This window comes from Micromonospora lacuserhaii (genome assembly GCF_036902735.1).
Taxonomy (GTDB): domain Bacteria; phylum Actinomycetota; class Actinomycetes; order Mycobacteriales; family Micromonosporaceae; genus Micromonospora.
Window position 1 is genome coordinate 37157 of the sequence record NZ_JBAKHO010000022.1, and the last position, 16349, is coordinate 53505.

Here is a 16349-nt window from a genome sequence, read left to right on the forward strand (position 1 = left end):
CAGTCCTCTTTTTGTCGCAAGACACGCCCTCGCCGGAACCACCGGCACCGGTCGCGCCGTCCATACTGACCGTGGGGGGCGAATTTCATACAGTTACCGTCGCGTCTCGCGGCGGTCGAGGTGAAACGAGGACACCCGTGCCTCCTGCCGTACCGAGTCCGATCCTGCGCCGACGCAGGCTCGGCACCGAACTGCGCCGCCTGCGAGAGGCGGCGGGTCTCACCGGCGACCAGGTGATCGAGCGGATCGGTTGGGCCTCCGCGTCGAAGCTGTCCCGGCTGGAGAACGGGCGCAGCCGTCCCGACCCGGACGACGTGGCGCTCCTGCTGGAGCTCTACGGCGCCGAGGGCGAGCTGCGCGACGAGCTGCTCGGCATCACCGAGGAGGCCGGCGACATGCGCGCCTGGCGCCGGTCGTACCCGGTGATGACCCAGCAGCAGCTCGGCTGGGCGGAGCTGGAGGCGGGCTGCGCCGAGATCCGCGAGTACAACCCGGTGCTGGTGCCGGGGCTGTTGCAGACCCCCGGGTACGCGCGGCTGCGGATCGTCTCGGCAAACCTGGCCGCCGCCGAGGCCGGCGAGCCGGACGGCGTCGCGGAACCGGAGACCGAGGTGCAGGCCCGGCTGGCCCGGCAGCCGCTGCTGGACCGGGCGGACGGCCCCCGCTACACGGCGGTGCTGGCGGAGGCGGCGCTCGGCCAGCGCGCCGGCCCGCAGGACGTGCTGCACGACCAGCTCGTCCGCCTCTGCGAACTGGCCATGCTCCCCAACGTCACGCTGCACCTGCTGCTGCGGGACACCCGGATCGCCGAGTTCTACCTCCCGCCGACGGCCTTCTCGCTCTACCGGTTCGCCGATCCCCAGGATCCGGAGACGCTGGCGATCGAAGGTGGCTTCATCGACGCCATGTCAACCGAGGTAAACACCGTAAATCGCTATAAAGTGGCGTTCGAGTGGCTACGCTCGGCGGCGCTCTCCGCATCGGACACCCTTACCTGGCTCTTCACGGCGACGGGACGGCTGGCCGACACGGCGATCCCGTCCACCACGGCCGCGGGTCCGGCAGCGGCGCCGGCCCAGCGCCGGCGGCACTCCGGGCGCCTGACGGAACGGTGATCCAGGTCAGATCCTCCGTCGGGACCGGGCAGCCGCCACTCGTCCCCATCGGAGCAGTTCATCCCGTCAGGAGCAGAAGATGAGCGAGATCCGTAACACCGTCCCCGCCCACGAGCTGGCCGACGCCCCGTGGCGCAAGAGCACCCGCAGCCAGACCTCCAACTGCGTCGAGGTGGCGCCGCTGGGCGCCGGCCCGGCCGCGGTCGCGCTGCGGGACAGCAAGGACCCGAGCGGTCCGGTGCTGCTGTTCAACCGGGCCGGCTGGCTCGGTTTCATCGGCGGGGCAAAGAACGGCCAGTTCGATCTGAACTGATCCGGTGACCGTACCGGGGCCGTCGGCAGGATGCCGGCGGCCCCGCGTCGTCTCCGCGACCACAACCGTCCTGACCAGGCATCAACCGATCGGTCGGGTAGCGGACCGATCGTCGCGTTTCACTTGCTGGGATCCCCGACGCGCGTAACATGACGTTTCAGTGACGTGGAAGTTCCACTGCGTACTCGTCCGTCGCGGTTCCATCCGGAGACAGCCATGCGTTTCCTGATCGTTCGTACCGACATCCGTGCCGCCGCCGACAACGACATCCTGACGGCCTGGGCCGGTGGGGGCCGGCTGCGCGACGAGCGGACCACGCCTGAGGCACGCCGCCAGATCGTGCATGCCGAGGACCGCGACGCCGCGCTGTTGCTGGCCCGGGCACTGGCCACCGTGGGCGCCGTCCGCAGCGGCCGGCAGCGAGTCAAGGTGCTCCCGCTGGACGACCCCGGACACCCCGTGCGCTGGGACGACCCCGGCAGCTGACCGCCCGTAGACGTCCGTCGTGGTCGGACCGGCTCCCCCGCCGCGCTCCTTGCCCCGCCCGCCCACGACGGCCCGTGTTCCCGGCCCGTGACCGTCGCGGCAACGACGTCACGGGCCGGGGCCGCGTCCGGTCGGGTCAGCAGTGGCCGTCGAGCCAGCGGTGGATGAGGAAGAGGGCGATCGACGAGGGAGGCGGCAGGATCACCCGGGCCCCGTCGCCGGCGTCGACCGGGCGGCCGGCCAGGACCGCGCCGATCTCACGGCGGGAGAACCACCGGGCGTACGCGATCTCCGTCGGGTCGACCTGGATCGGCTCGCCCGGGTCCGCCTCGGCCAGGAAGCCCAGCATCAGCGAGCCCGGGAAGGGCCAGGCCTGGCTGCCCGCGTACTCGATCCGCTCGACCGCGACCCCGACCTCCTCGCGGACCTCGCGCAGCACGGCGGCCTCCGCCGACTCCCCCGGTTCGACGTAGCCGGCGAGGCAGGAGAAGCGGCGCTCGCCCGGGGTGTGCGGCCAGGTGGCGTTGTTGCCGAGCAGGCACCGCCCCTCCGGGCCGTCCACCCCGTCGTGCACCAGGACGATCATCGCCGGGTCGGTGCGCGGCCAGGCCCGCTGGCCCTCGGCGTCCACCCGCGACCAGCCGCCCTCGTCGACCTCCGTCTGGTGCCCGGTCCGCGGCGACCAGCCGTGCCCGAGGTGCCAGTTGACCAGGGCCAGCGCGGTGGTGAAGATCCCCGCGTCCCGGTCCCCGAGCAGGTGGCCGACCTCCCGCAGGCTGACCGGCCGGGTGCCGGACAGCTCCGGCAGGGGCGCATCCACGGCGAAGACCGGCACCCCGTCCGGCTCCACCCCGAGGAAGAGCGGCGCCGCGTCGCCGGGCGTCCCCACCTCCACCGCGTCCCGCAGCACCAGCACGGGCGGGTTCACGTCGGTACGGACCAGCGCCCGCCCCTCCCGGGTCGAGTCGAGCACCAGCACCCGGGCCCGCCGCCACGCCTGCGCCAGCCACTCCGGGTCGGTACGCCGGTGCGCCGCCCGGTCCAGAGTGGTCCGGGCCAGCGGTGGGGTGGTCTCACCACTCACGCCGACTCCACCCGCACCGGGGTGAGCGCGGCCAGCGGCGCCGCCACCCGCTCGGCGTCGCCGAGCACGACGGTCACCGCGTGCGCCGGGGCGAGGTAGCGGGCGGCCGCCGCGGCGACGTCGTCCACGGTCGCGGCGGCGAGCCGGGCGGCGTGCTCGGCGAGGAAGTCCAGGCGCAGCCCGTTGCCGGCGTACGCGCTGGTCAGCGAGGCCAGGCCGGCCTGGGTGGACATGCCGAGCTGGAGGGTGCCGAGGGCGTACTGGCGGGCCTGCTCCAGCTCGTCCGGCTTCGGCGGCAGCGAGGCCAGCCGCCCCAGCTCGTACGTGGTCTCCAGCAGCGCCGGGCCGGTCACCTCGGTGGCCACCTCGGCGGCGGCGATCAGCACCGACCCGGCGACCGAGTGCTCGATCGCCGAGTACGGCCCGTAGGTGTAGCCCTTGTCCTCGCGGATGTTCTCCGTCCAGCGGGACGAGAAGTAGCCGCCGAAGACCAGGTTGGCCAGTTGCAGTGCGGCGTGGTCCGGGTGGGTGCGGGGCACCGCCGGCAGCGCGATCCGCAGCGACGACTGCACCGAGCCGGGCCGGTCGACCAGGAGCAGCGGGCCCGGCTGGAGGGCCGGCGCGGGCGGCAGGTCGACCGGGTGGCCCTCGCCGGTCCAGGCGGAGAGTGCCGTCTCGGCGCCGTCCAGCACCCGCTCCGGCTGGAAGTCGCCGACCAGCACCAGCACCGCCTCGGCCGGGCGTACCCGCTCGGCGTGCAGTTTCCGCAGCGCCGGCGGACGGATCGCCCGCACCTGGTCCGGCTCCGGGGTCTGCACGGCGTACGGGTGCCTGCCGTAGATCCGCTTGAGCAGCGCGGTACGGGCGAGGTGGGCGGGCTGGCTCTGGGCGACCTGGATCCGGTCGACCAGCCGGTCCCGCTCGGTGTCCACCCAGTCGGTCGGGTAGGTGGCGCCGGTCAGCACGTCGGCGAGGATCTCCAGCATCCGGTCCAGCCCGGTGACCAGGCTCGCCCCGGAGAGCATCAGCCGGTCCGGATCGACCCCGGCGGAGAGCCCGCCGCCGACCCGCTGGAGCTCGGCGGCGATCTGCGTGGCGGTGTGCGTCTCCGTGCCGGAGAGCACGGTCTGCGCGAGCATCGCGCCGCGGGCCAGGTGGGCCCGGCCGAACGGCATCCAGAGCCGCAGCTCGACCAGGGGGACGGCGGGCCGGCGTACCGCGATCACGGTGAGCCCGTTGGCCAGCGTCCGCTCGGCCTGCTTGGGCAGCTTGAGCCGGCGGTTGGGGCCGAGCGGCGGCAGCGCGCGCGGCGCGGCGGGCAGGGTGGTCGTCATCGGGCACCTCCGGCGATGACCTCGATGGCGGCGCGGCGCTCCGGCCGCAGGGTGGCCGCGGCGGCCCGGACCTGTTCGTCGGTGACCTCGCCGACCAGCCGGGGCAGCTCGTTGAGCAGGCCCGGTTCGCCGCGCTGCTGTTCGAGCACCGCCATCTGCAGCGCGCGGCCGAGCACCGCGTCGGTGTCGCGCAGCAGGTGGGTGGCCATCCGGGCCTGGGTACGGGCCAGCTCGCCGTCGGTCAGCCCGTCGGTGGCGAGCCGGTCCAGTTCCTCGTCGATGGTGCGCAGCACCTTGTCCACGTCGCCGCCGGGCGGCAGGTGGGCCTGGAGCAGCAGCGCGGTGGGGTCGCGCACGTCGAACGGGTCCCCCATGAAGCCGAGGTAGCCGCCGAGGGCGGTGACGCTGCGGTCCCGCTGGACCAGCCGCTCGACCAGCCGGGACGCGTCCCCGTCGGTGAGCACCTCGGCCAGCACCACGTACGGCAGGTAGTTGGCGAAGTCGCCGATCGGATCGGGCACCCGCCAGGCCCCGGCCACCGCGGGCAGCGGCGCCAGCTTGTCGGTGTACGACGTGCGCCGCTCGACGGTGAGGTCGGGCTCGGTGAAGTCGGGGCGGTCGGGGGCGGGCCGGGCCGGCACGTCGCCGAAGTGCCGCTCGATCAGCTCGGTCGCCTCGGCCACGTCGACGTCCCCGCTGACCGCGAGGACGGCGTTGCCGCTGGCGTAGTAGCGGCGGAAGAAGTCGGCGGCGTCGGCGACGGTGGCGGACTCCAGGTCGTCGAAGGAGCCGTAGCCGTCGTGCGCGTTGGGGAAGGTGTCGAACATGACCGGCGGCAGGGTCAGCCAGGGGAACCCGCCGTACGGCCGGTTGAGCACGTTGACCCGGATCTCCTCCTTGACCACGTCGACCTGGTTGCGCAGGTTCTCCTCGGTCAGCCGGGGGCCGCGCATCCGGTCGGCCTCGAGGAAGAGCGCGCGTTCCAGCGCGTTGCTCGGCAGGGTCTCGAAGTAGTCGGTGTAGTCCAGGTGGGTGGAGCCGTTGAAAGTGCCCCCGGCGCCCTGGACGTGCCGGAAGTGGGCCAGCTTCTCCAGGTTCTCCGAGCCCTGGAACATCAGGTGCTCGAAGAGGTGGGCGAAGCCGGTGCGCCCCTCGGGCTCGGAGCGGATGCCGACGTCGTAGACCACCGCCACCCCGATCACCGGGGCGCTGCGGTCGGGGGTGAGCACCACCCGCAGGCCGTTGTCGAGGGTGAATCGTTCGACGGGATATTTCGTGGCGGGAATTCGAGCTCTGCGCGTCGGCACGAGATCGACCCTAGTGCGGGGTCCACCAACATGCACCGGGGTTGCCGGGGATGTCGTGGATCCTCGCCGAGTAGGCGAGCGACTCCCCACCGGGTGGTGGGGCGGGCCTCCGCAGGCCAACTGATCCTCGGACCGCCCGATGTTGCGACAGGCGGCGCGGGTCACGTCGGGACCGGCCGGCACCGGGTAGGTGGCGGCCAACTCGACGGTGCGTGATCACCTCAGGCAGCACGACGGCTGCCGTCTCGGTGATGGATCCGCCGCCCGGCGACTGACCGACGCCGACATCCCCCACTCAACAGGTGGGATTTGCCGACATTGTCGGCACCTGTCGTCCCGGATCGTGGACCGGTCTTGACGCCGCCCGGCGCCTGGCCCACTCTTCCTACCAACTAAGTAGGATTACTGCGGATTGGATGGACGATGAGACGGCTCCCCCTGCGTCGGTTGGTCTCCCTCACCACCCTCGCCGTCATCGGCGTGGCGACGATGGGGACCACCGCGGCGTGCGGTGACGACAGCGAGGCCGACGCCTCCGGCCCGGTCACCCTCCGGCTCGGCTACTTCCCCAACATCACCCACGCCCCGGCCGTCGTCGGCGTCGAGAAGGGCATCTTCGCCCAGAAGCTCGGCAGCGACGTCAAGCTCGACACCAAGACCTTCAACGCCGGCCCGGCCGCCATCGAGGCGATCTTCTCCGGTGCGCTGGACGCCACCTACATCGGTCCGAACCCGACCGTGAACGCCTTCTCCAAGTCCAAGGGCGAGGCCGTCCGGGTGATCTCCGGCGCCGCCTCCGGCGGCGTGGCGCTCGTCGTCAAGCCCGGCATCACCTCGGCGGAGCAGCTGCGCGGCAAGAAGATCGCCACCCCGCAGCTGGGCAACACCCAGGACGTGGCACTGCGCTACTGGCTCAAGGAGAAGGGCCTCAGGACCACCAAGGAGGGCGGCGGCGACGTCAAGGTCGTCCCCCAGGAGAACGCCCAGACGGTGGAGACCTTCAGCAGCGGCGCGATCGACGGCGCCTGGGTGCCCGAGCCGTTCGTCTCCCGCCTGGTCAACGCCGGCGGCAAGGTGCTCGTCGACGAGCGCGACCTCTGGCCGGACAAGAAGTTCGTGATCACCAACCTGATCGTCAGCACCAAGTTCCTCAAGGCCCACCCCGACGTGGTGAAGAAGCTGGTCGAGGGGCAGGTCGCGGCGAACGAGTTCGTCAACACCAAGCCGGACGAGGCCCAGCAGGCCGTCTCCGACCACATCGGCAAGATCACCGGCAAGCCGCTGGACGTCAAGCTGATCAAGCAGGCCTGGCCGACGCTGGAGTTCACCAACGACCCCATCGCCTCCTCGCTCAAGACCGGTCTCGACCACGCGGTCGCGGTCGAGCTGACCCAGCCGACCAGCCTCGACGGCCTCTACGACCTGAAGTACCTGAACGAGGTGCTCAAGGCCACCGGCGAGGCCGAGGTCAGCCAGCCGTGACGTCGACCACGACGACCCCGCGCAGCGCGACCGGCCAGGTCGCGCTGCGCGGCGTGACCAAGGTGTACGGACGCGGCGAGAACGCCGTCCTCGCCCTGGACGGGGTCTCCCTGGACGTGGCGCCCGGCGAGTTCGTCTGCCTGGTCGGCGCCTCGGGCTGCGGCAAGAGCACCCTGCTCAACCTGGTCGCCGGCCTGGACCGGCCCAGCGGCGGGCAGATCGACGTCGGCGAGGCGGTGAACCCCGGGCTGATGTTCCAGGAGTCGGCCCTCTTCCCCTGGCTCACCGTCGAGGGCAACGTCGAGGTGCCGCTGAAGCTGCGCGGGCTGCCCCGGGCCGCGCGCCGGGAGCGGGTCGCCGAACTGCTGCGTACGGTGCACCTGGCCGACTTTGGCCGCAAGCGCCCGCACGAGCTCTCCGGCGGCATGCGGCAGCGGGTCGCGCTGGCCCGCACCCTCGCCCTGGACACCCCGGTGCTGCTGATGGACGAACCCTTCGGCGCGCTGGACGCGATGACCCGGGACATCCTCCACGACGAGCTGGAACGCATCTGGTCCGAGCGGAAGCTCACCGTGCTCTTCGTGACCCACAACGTCCGGGAGGCGGCCCGGCTCGCCGACCGGATCATCCTGCTCTCCAGCCGGCCCGGCCGGATCATCTACTCCACCGAGGTCGACGTGCCCCGGCCGCGGCGCATCGACTCCCCGGAGATCGCCGCGATCGCCGCCGAGGTGACCGACCGGCTCCGTACGGAGGTGGGCCGCCATGGCCAGTGACACCCTCGCCACCACCCCGCGCAGCGACGCGGAGATCTCCGGCCTGGACGCGCTGGAGATCGCCGGACGGGAGAAGGCGGCCACCCGGGCCAACCGGATCTGGGCCTCCACCTGGCCGAAGGTCGCCGCGCTCGCCATCGCGATCGGGCTCTGGCAGCTGGTGGTGTGGTCCGGCTGGAAGCCGCCGTACTCGCTGCCCGGGCCGGTCACCGTCGGCGAGGAGCTGCTCCGCCAGCTCCGCGGCCCCCAGCTCTGGGACGGCCTGGCCACCACACTGCGCCGGGCGGCCGTCGGCTACGTCTTCTCGGTGGCCGTCGGCCTGCTGGTCGGCCTCGCGGTGGCCCGGTCCCGGGTGCTCCGCGCCGCCATCGGCTCGATGATCACGGCCCTGCAGACCATGCCGTCGATCGCCTGGTTCCCGCTGGCGATCCTGCTGTTCGAGCTGAGCGAGAAGGCCATCTTCTTCGTGGTGGTGCTCGGCGCCGCGCCGTCCATCGCCAACGGGGTGATCACCGGCGTCGACTACGTGCCGCCGCTGCTGGTCCGGGCCGGCCGCAACCTCGGCGCCCGGGGCCTCAACCTGTACCGGTACGTCATCGCGCCGGCCGCGCTGCCGGCCATCGTGGCCGGGCTGAAGCAGGGCTGGGCGTTCTCCTGGCGCAGCCTGATGGCGGGTGAGCTGATCGTGGTCGGCATCTCGCAGACCTCGCTGGGCGCGCAGCTGACCTACTCGCGGGAGCTCTCCGACGCGCCGTGGCTGCTCTCCACGATGATCGTCATCCTGGTGGTCGGCCTGCTGGTGGACGCGGCGTTCGGCGCGGCGGACAAGGCGATCCGGCGCCGCTGGGGTGTCCTCGACCAGGCCGGCAACTGACCGTGTACGTCTCCGCGCGCAGCGACTACGCCCTGCGGGCCATGCTCGCCGTCGCCGCCGCCTCGACCGGCGGTGCCGGCGGGTACGGCGGCGACGGCGCGGGTCTGGTCAAGGCGGCGGCCCTGGCCGAGGCGCAGGGCATGCCGCTGAGCTTCCTCCAGGGCATCCTGCTCGATCTGCGCCGGGCCGGGCTGCTGCACAGCCATCGCGGCACCGAGGGCGGGTACGCGCTCACCCGGCCGGCCGCCGAGATCAGCGTCGGCGACGTGCTGCGTGCGGTCGGCGGATCGCTGACCAGCGTGCGCGGCCTGCCGGCTCAGGACGCCGGCTACCACGGCGTGGCCAGCGGCCTGCAGGACGTCTGGCTCGCGGTGGACGGCGCGATCGCCCTGGTGGTGGACCGGACCACGCTCGCCGAACTGCTGGTCCGGGAGAGCGGCACGGCCACCGCCTGACAGGATGCTCAGCCGGTGGAGACGGTGTCGGCGGCGACCGCCGGCGCGTGCAGCTCCACCAGCCCGGCGGGTGCCGCCGCGTCCGGTACGGGGTGCCACGGCGCGAAGGCCGCGACCATGGCGAGCGCCAGTCCCGCGCCCGCCACCGCGAACACCACCAGCAGCTCGCGCAGCGCCCCCGAGCCGGCGTCGCCCGCCATGGTCACCCCTCCCGTGCCCGGCCACCAGGGCCGGGTTCTTCCCCCGGGGCAAGCCTCGACCAGGCGGGGGCGCGGGACAGTCGCCGATCGGACGCAATCGAGCCGGCAAGCCGACTCGACCCCGACCATGATCACCCGACGTGTCGGCCCGACTCCGCAGCGCCGGAAAACCGCCGTACCGCCGCGGGAACTGGGCCAGAAAAACACACCGACCCGGAGCCACGAGCGGCTCCGGGTCGGTGCGGTGAGATATCGCGTGGGTTTCCAGCGACCGGTCAGGCGATACGCGGGCGGCGCGGCCGCCGGGACCGGCCCGAGGCGCGGTGCGCCGAGCGCCCGCCCTCGCCACCGGTGCCGTTGCCGGTCCGGGCACGGGTGGCCGGCGCCGGCTGCGGGGCGACGATGGTGACCGCCACACCGGACGGCTCCCGGGCGCCGGTCACCCGGGCCAGCGCCTCGTCGCCGAGACGCACCTGGGTCGACTGCGGCTTGATGCCGGCCACGCTCATCAGCCGGGAGACGTCCCGGCGCTGCTCGGGCAGGACCAGGGTGACCACGGCACCGGACTCCCCCGCCCGGGCGGTCCGGCCGCCCCGGTGCAGGTAGTCCTTCGCCTCGGCCGGCGGGTCCACGTTGACGACCATGTCGAGACCGTCGACGTGGATGCCCCGGGCCGCCACGTCGGTCGCCACCAGTGCGGTGATCTGGCCGGTGCGGAACTGCTCGAGGATCCGGGTGCGCTGCGGCTGCGACTTGCCACCGTGCAGGGCCGCGGCGCGTACCCCCTTGGAGAGCAACATGCGGGCCAGCCGGTCGGCGCGGTGCTTGGTCCCCATGAACAGGATGGTGCGGCCCTCGCGGGCGGCGATCTGGGTGAGCGCGGTGGGCTTGTCGGCCGCGTCGACGTGCAGCACGTGGTGGGTCATCGCGGTCACCGTGGCGGTGCCCGGGTCCACCGAGTGCGAGACCGGGTTGGTCAGGAAGCGGCGGACCAGCCGGTCCACGCCGCCGTCCAGGGTGGCGGAGAAGAGCATCCGCTGACCGTCCGGGGCGACCTGCTCCAGCAGCTTGGTGACCTGCGGCAGGAAGCCCATGTCGGCCATCTGGTCGGCCTCGTCGAGCACGGTGACGGCGACCTCGCCGAGCCGGGCGTCACCCCGGTTGATCAGGTCGTTCAGCCGGCCCGGGGTGGCCACCACCACTTCGGCGCCGGCCCGCAGCGCGTCCGCCTGCCGCTGCAACGACAGACCGCCGACGACGGTGACGCAGCGCAGCCCGAGGGCCCGGGCGTACGGGGCCAGCGCGGTGGTGACCTGCTGGGCCAGCTCACGGGTCGGCACCAGCACCAGCGCGAGCGGCCGGCCGGGGCGGGCCCGGCGGCCGGCGGTACGGGAGAGCAGCGGGAGCCCGAAGGCGAGCGTCTTGCCGGAGCCGGTACGGCCCCGGCCGAGCACGTCGCGGCCGGCCAGGGAATCCGGCAGGGTGGCCGACTGGATCGGGAACGGCTCGGTGATGCCCTGCGTGGAGAGCTCGGCGACCAGGGCCGGAGCCAGACCGGTCGCGGCGAAGCTGGGAATGGTCATGGTCATGCGGAATGCCTTCCTCGACGCGGCACGTGTCGAGGGAGGGCGCCGGGAAGCGGCGCTGTCACCGGCGGACTCGTCCGCCAGGACTCACAAGCACGAACCGATGGGGTACAGGCCGGTCCGCCGCAGCACGCCGCGTCCCGCCGGAGCGGGGGGCGGCGCGGCGGACCGGTCCCGTCACCGCACCCGGAGGGCGCGGAGGGTGTTACGGGTCGATCCGAAGATCAGAGCGGGCGGATGTTCTCCGCCTGCGGGCCCTTCTGGCCCTGGGTCACCTCGAACTCGACCCGCTGGTTCTCGTCCAGGCTCCGGTAGCCGGAGGACTGGATCGCCGAGAAGTGGGCGAAGACGTCAGCGCCGCCGCCGTCCGGGGTGATGAAGCCGAAGCCCTTGTCAGCGTTGAACCACTTGACGGTGCCAATAGCCATTTGTTTCGTCTCCTTGACGGAACGTCGAACCCGCACTTGTTGCGGGCTCGAAGAGGAGCGTGCCGCAGTGCACGGCACACCTGTCGCTGCTGGTCGCCCCGCCCGGAGAACTCCGGACACAACAAAGAGCGCCTGGGGCCACAATCCGCCAGGCGCACACAGAGTCTCTGGAAACCAAAACTGCAACGAGGTCAACGTATCACGGATTTCCCGCCGTGCCACCCCCCCACGGCAATTTCCGTGGTCGGGACCTCCGGTACGCCGGCGATCAACGCGGTCAGCCCGTCGGCGTCCAGCAGATCCGCCGGCCGGACCGTGGCGCCCTCCCGGACGTAGTGGAACGCCGCGCCGACCCGCTCCACCGGCACCCCAGCCAGCTCGGCCCAGGCCAGCCGGTAGACCGCCAGCTGCACCGCGGACGCCTCGGCCTCCCGCCCGGCGGGGCGCCGGCCGGTCTTCCAGTCGACCACGTCGTACCGGCCGCCGGAGCGGGCGAAGACGGCGTCCATCCGGCCCCGGACCACCACGCCGGCGATCACTGTGGCGAACGGCACCTCGACCTCCGCCGGCACCCGGTCGGCCCACTCACTGGCCAGGAAGCGCTCCTGCAACTCGGCCAGCGCCTCGTCCGGCGCGGCGTCCGCGTCGGCCGCGCCGGGCAGCTCGTCCACGTCCAGCAGCCGGTCCGCGCCGAAGCGCTGCTCCAGCCAGGTGTGGAAGGCGGTACCCCGGCGGGCGTACGGGCTGGGCTCGGCCGGCATCGGCCGGCGCAGCGCCCGGGCCAGCGCCTCCGGGTCCCGGCGCAGCGCCACCAGCTGGGTCACCGACAGGTGCCCGGGCAGCGCCACCTCCATCGCCTCGGCCTGCCGGAGCAGCTCGGCCCGCTCGGCGAGGAGCAGGTCCGCCTCCCGCCGCCAACGGGCCACCTCGGGATCCTCGCCCGGCACCTCCCCGGCAGCCTCCGGATCAACCGGCTCGCGCCGGGCCGTCTCCGGGTCGTCCAGCAGCCCGCGCCGGGCCGTCTCCGGGTCGTCCAGCGGCCCGCGCCGGGCGGCCTCCGGGTCGTCCAGCGGCCCGCGCCGGGCCGCGTCGGGGTCGGCGAGGAAGCGGCGGACCAGTCCGGCCGCCTCGGCCAGCGCCGGCCGGCGGCCACCGAGCGGGTCCGCCGGCCACTCGGCCCGCAGCACCGTCTCGGTGGTCGGGTTCACCGCGTCCCCGGCCGGCTCGGGCGCCCACGCGTCGACCAGGTGCCCGTCCGCGCCGTCGAGGCAGGCGTCGTGCACCTCCCGGAGCAGGACCGAGGGCCCCCGGAATCGCTTGGTCCCCTCCCCCCACCAGTAGCCGGAGCAGAGCAGCAGCCGCCGCGGCCGGGTCACCGCCACGTACGCCAGCCGGCGCTCCTCCCGCTCGTCGTGCGCCCGCCAGGCGTCGGTGAAGTCCTCCACCGCGCGGGCCACCCCGCGCTGGTCCTCCGTCGCGTCCAGGGCCAGCTCGGGCAGGCCGTCGGCGTCCCCGCGCAGCGGGAACGGCAGCACCCCGAGCCCGCCCAGCCAGTGGTCGGAGTTGCGCACCGGCCCCGGCCAGACGCCCCGGGTCAGCCCGGCGACCGCCACCACGTCCCATTCCAGGCCCTTGGCGGCGTGCGCGGTGAGCACCTGCACGGCGCCCTCCACCACGTCCACCTCGCCCGGGGCGAGCCCGCGCTCCTCGTCCTCGGCGGCGGCCAGGTAGGCCAGGAAGCCGGCCAGGGTCGCGCCGGGCGTCTCGCCGCTGAACCGGGCCGCCACGTCACCGAGGGCGTCCAGGTGGCCGCGGGCCAGCCCGGCGTCGCCGGCGCCGTCCCGGCCGGCCCGCACGGCCACCTCCACGTCCAGGCCGATGGTCCGCTCGATGTCGGCGATCAGCTCCGGCAGCGTCTGGTCCATCCGGTAGCGCAGCAGCGCCAGTTCCATCCCGTACGAGCGCAGCCGGGCGTACCCCTCGGCCGAGTACGCCTGCGCCGGCCCGAGGTCGGCCAGCGCCTCCACCAGCGTCGCCTCGTCCAGGGCGTCCACCACGATCTCCGGCCCGTCGTCGCCGGTGAGCTGCCGGCGCGACCGGGCGATGGCCCGCGCCCGGCGGTGCAGCGCCACCAGGTCACGCGGCCCGATCCGCCAGCGCGCCCCGGTGAGCAGCCGCAGCAGCGCCGCCCCGTCGGTCGGGTCGGCGAGCACCCGCAGGGTGCAGACCACGTCGCGTACCTCGGGGGTGTCGAGCAGGCCGCCCAGGCCGACCACCTCGACCGGCAGGCCCCGGGCGCGCAGCGCCGCCTCGATCGCCGGGATCTGGCTGCGTAGCCGGACCAGCACGGCGGTGGTGGGGCGCCTGGGCACCGGGATGTGCTCGGGCAACGAACCGGGCATCCGGGCGGCGCCCCGCCAGGCGGCCAGCACGCTGTCCGCGATCCAGTCGGCCTCGTCGGCGTACGTCTCGAGCAGCGCGCAGTGCACCGTGCCGGCGGCCCGGCCGCGCGGGCTGCGGTGCGCGATGGGTTCCCGGACGCTCATCGCGGCGTGCAGCTCCGGCACCCGGGCCCCGGCGGCCCGCAGCGGCACCGACAGCGCGTTGGCCACGGCGAGGATCTCCGGCCGGTTGCGCCAGCTCGTGGTGAGGCTGAGCACCTCGGCCGGCGTGCCGTCGGGGCGGGCGAACTCGGTGGGGAAGCGTTCCAGGGTGCCGGCGCTGGCCCCGCGCCAGCCGTAGATGGACTGGCAGGGGTCACCGACCGCGGTGACCGGGTGCCCGCCGCCGAAGAGCGCGTTGAGCAGCACCACCTGAGCGTGGCTGGTGTCCTGGTACTCGTCGAGCAGCACCACCCGGAACCGGTCCCGCTCGATCGCGCCGACGGCCGGGTGCTCGCGGGCCACCCGGGCGGCCCGGGCGAGCTGGTCGGCGAAATCCATCGCCTCGAAGTCGTCCTTGCGCCGGCCGTACGCCCGGACCAGCGGAAGCAGCTTCAGCCGGGTCTGTTGGAGTCGCAATGCCTTCCGCACGTCGGCGTAGACCCGGCCGGGGCGGGACTGCATCTCGGCGAAGAACCGCCCGGTCCAGCCGGAGAGGTCGTCCGGGTCGACGAGGTGCTCGTCCAGCTCCCCGGCGAGGGCGAGCACCGCGTCGGTGATGGTGCTGGGCATCCGGTCGACGTCGGACATGTCGCCGTCGTAGTTGCGGACCAGCAGGTCGACCAGCTGCCAGCGGGACGCCTCGGTGAGCAGCCGGGTCGTGGGCTCGTACCCGGCGCGCAGCCCGTGCTCGGTGACGATCCGACCGGCGTACGAGTGGTAGGTGGCGACGGTCGGCTCACCGGCCAGCGGGTTGTCCAGCGGGTCCCGCCCGCGCCGGCCCAACCTCCGGACGAGCTGGTCGAGCCGGGTACGCACCCGGTGCCCCAGCTCGCCGGCCGCCTTGCGGGTGAAGGTGAGACCGAGGATCTGCTCCGGTCGGACGTACGAGTTGGCGACCAGCCAGACCACCCGGGCGGCCATCGTCTCGGTCTTGCCGGAACCGGCGCCCGCGACCACCAGCAGCGGCTCGACGGGTGCGGCGATGATCGCCGCCTGTTCCGGCGTCGGCGCGGGCAGCCGCAGCAGCCGGGCCAGCTCGACCGGGGTGTAGCGGGGCCCGGCGTCGGCGGCCCGGGGCGCCGGGGCGGCGGTGCTGAACAGGGTCGGCTGGGTCACTGCACCCTCTCGCTTCGCGGGTACGCGGCCGGCGGGCTCACGGCTGCTCCGGGCGACGGACGGCCGGCGGCTCGACGACCTGCCGGCCCTGGCCGGAGACGGGGCAGCTGGTGCGCACCGGGCAGACCCGGCACTTCGAGTTGGCGACCGCGGCGAAGGTGGCGGCGGCCATCGTATCGGCGGTACGCCGGACCAGGTCGGTGGCCCAGCCCGCCTCGGGGCCCTCCCCCGCGGCCGCCTGGGCCTGCTCCCGGGCGTCCTTCGCCCCGGTGCCGAGCTGGACCAGCGCCGCCCCGCCCGAGGCGTCGCCGTACTCCGCGAACGCCCCCGCCTCGACCGCCGCCTGGTACGCCCCGAGCTGCGGATGCTCGGCCACCTCCCGCTCGCTGACGGCGGTGGACTTGCCGGTCTTCAGGTCGATCACCACGAGCCGGCCGTCGGCGTCGACCTCCAGCCGGTCCACCCGGCCGGTCAGCTCGACCGGGCGCCGCGGGTCGTCGAGCCGGACCGCGAACTCGTGCTCGATGGCGAGCAGCCGGCGCGGGTTGCCGGCGAGCCAGCGCAGCAGCTTGTCCACCATGGCCTCGGCGCGTTCCCGCTCCGGGCCGACCATCCAGCGGGCGGCCAGCTCGATCGCGTCGAACCGGGCCGCGACGTACTCCAGCAGGGCGCTCCGGTCGGCGCTGGCGTCCTCGGCGAGCATCGCGGCGGCGTGCACCAGGTTGCCGACGCCCTGCGCGGCGCTCGCCGGGCCGCTGCCGCCGTGCCGTTCCAGCAGCCAGCGCAGGCTGCACCGGAGCGCGCTCTCCATCGCCGACGGGGTGACCCGGACCGGCTCCCCCTCGTCGACCAGCGGCCGGTCGTCGGAGAGGCCGCGCAGCCCCCACCAGTCGTCCGGGTGGGCGCCGGGGATGCCGGCGGCGGCGAGGCGGGCCAGCTCGGCCGCCGCCGCGCGCCGCCGGGCGGCCGGCGCCGCCGGGTCGGTGACCGCGGTACGCAGCTCCGCCACCAGCGCGGAGAGGGTGAGCGCCCGGGGCGGCCGGCCGACGGGCAGTTCCCGTGGCCGGTCGGGTTCGTCGTCGTCCGGCCCGGCGGCGTCGCCGGGCTGGACCTGGTCGGTCCCGGCGTCGCCGGCCCCGTGGGCGGGGGCGGCGTCCAGTCCCACCGCCGCCGGCCCAGACCGCGCTGGC

General features: G+C 74.1%; 15 protein-coding genes. 7 read left to right on the plus strand and 8 right to left on the minus strand.

Translation table 11 applies throughout. The annotated features are described in order from the left end of the window. Window positions 1–137 precede the first annotated feature (137 nt). From V6U81_RS16150 to V6U81_RS16160, 3 genes are all read left to right on the plus strand, one after another. The gene (locus V6U81_RS16150) at window positions 138–1115 is read left to right on the plus strand and encodes a helix-turn-helix domain-containing protein (RefSeq protein ID WP_334490229.1); all 978 of its coding nucleotides are present in this window, start codon (window positions 138–140) and stop codon (window positions 1113–1115) included. 79 nt (window positions 1116–1194) lie between these two features. After that, entirely contained in the window at window positions 1195–1428 is a 234-nt protein-coding gene (locus V6U81_RS16155; RefSeq protein WP_334490231.1) for a DUF397 domain-containing protein, read from the plus strand. Window positions 1429–1644: 216 nt separating this feature from the next. Then, complete coding sequence (locus tag V6U81_RS16160) at window positions 1645–1914, plus strand: hypothetical protein (protein WP_334490234.1); 270 nt, start codon at window positions 1645–1647, stop codon at window positions 1912–1914. 136 nt (window positions 1915–2050) lie between these two features. Here the strand turns inward: V6U81_RS16160 and nudC are convergent, their stop codons facing one another. From nudC to V6U81_RS16175, 3 genes are read right to left on the minus strand one after another with little or no spacing between them, the layout of a single operon-like run. After that, a complete protein-coding gene (nudC, locus tag V6U81_RS16165; protein ID WP_334490236.1) occupies window positions 2051–2998 on the minus strand; it encodes an NAD(+) diphosphatase in 948 nt (315 codons plus the stop codon). Then, window positions 2995–4332, minus strand: a complete 1338-nt coding sequence (locus tag V6U81_RS16170) for a M16 family metallopeptidase (protein WP_334490240.1) — start codon at window positions 4330–4332, stop codon at window positions 2995–2997. The genes nudC and V6U81_RS16170 overlap by 4 nt, the downstream gene beginning before the upstream one ends. Beyond that, window positions 4329–5639, minus strand: a complete 1311-nt coding sequence (locus tag V6U81_RS16175; protein WP_334490242.1) for a M16 family metallopeptidase — start codon at window positions 5637–5639, stop codon at window positions 4329–4331. The genes V6U81_RS16170 and V6U81_RS16175 overlap by 4 nt, the downstream gene beginning before the upstream one ends. A 423-nt stretch (window positions 5640–6062) precedes the next feature. On the opposite strand from V6U81_RS16175, the gene V6U81_RS16180 reads away from it, so the two are divergent. The 4 genes from V6U81_RS16180 to V6U81_RS16195 are packed head-to-tail and all read left to right on the plus strand — an operon-like array spanning window position 6063 to window position 9226. Further along, window positions 6063–7121: an ABC transporter substrate-binding protein gene (locus V6U81_RS16180; RefSeq protein ID WP_334490245.1), complete on the plus strand. Its 1059-nt coding sequence runs from the start codon at window positions 6063–6065 to the stop codon at window positions 7119–7121. Further along, complete coding sequence (locus tag V6U81_RS16185) at window positions 7118–7897, plus strand: ABC transporter ATP-binding protein (protein WP_334490247.1); 780 nt, start codon at window positions 7118–7120, stop codon at window positions 7895–7897. Before V6U81_RS16180 ends, V6U81_RS16185 begins: the two co-directional genes overlap by 4 nt. Continuing rightward, the gene (locus V6U81_RS16190; protein ID WP_334490250.1) at window positions 7887–8771 is read left to right on the plus strand and encodes an ABC transporter permease; all 885 of its coding nucleotides are present in this window, start codon (window positions 7887–7889) and stop codon (window positions 8769–8771) included. The genes V6U81_RS16185 and V6U81_RS16190 overlap by 11 nt, the downstream gene beginning before the upstream one ends. Window positions 8772–8773: 2 nt before the next feature. After that, window positions 8774–9226: an RrF2 family transcriptional regulator gene (locus V6U81_RS16195; RefSeq protein WP_334490253.1), complete on the plus strand. Its 453-nt coding sequence runs from the start codon at window positions 8774–8776 to the stop codon at window positions 9224–9226. A gap of 8 nt (window positions 9227–9234) precedes the next feature. Here the strand turns inward: V6U81_RS16195 and V6U81_RS16200 are convergent, their stop codons facing one another. From V6U81_RS16200 to V6U81_RS16220, 5 genes are all read right to left on the minus strand, one after another. Then, window positions 9235–9426, minus strand: coding sequence for a hypothetical protein (locus tag V6U81_RS16200; protein ID WP_334490257.1), 192 nt, complete (start codon window positions 9424–9426; stop codon window positions 9235–9237). A 275-nt stretch (window positions 9427–9701) separates the two neighbouring features. Further along, complete coding sequence (locus V6U81_RS16205) at window positions 9702–11015, minus strand: DEAD/DEAH box helicase (RefSeq protein WP_334490260.1); 1314 nt, start codon at window positions 11013–11015, stop codon at window positions 9702–9704. A 221-nt stretch (window positions 11016–11236) separates the two neighbouring features. Further along, window positions 11237–11440, minus strand: a complete 204-nt coding sequence (gene cspE / locus V6U81_RS16210) for a transcription antiterminator/RNA stability regulator CspE (RefSeq protein WP_007464836.1) — start codon at window positions 11438–11440, stop codon at window positions 11237–11239. A 191-nt stretch (window positions 11441–11631) separates the two neighbouring features. Continuing rightward, window positions 11632–15159: an ATP-dependent helicase gene (locus tag V6U81_RS16215; protein WP_334490263.1), complete on the minus strand. Its 3528-nt coding sequence runs from the start codon at window positions 15157–15159 to the stop codon at window positions 11632–11634. 37 nt (window positions 15160–15196) lie between these two features. Further along, window positions 15197–16349, minus strand: a 1153-nt coding sequence (locus tag V6U81_RS16220; RefSeq protein WP_334490266.1) for a RecB family exonuclease, incomplete at its 5' end; no start/stop codon positions are given.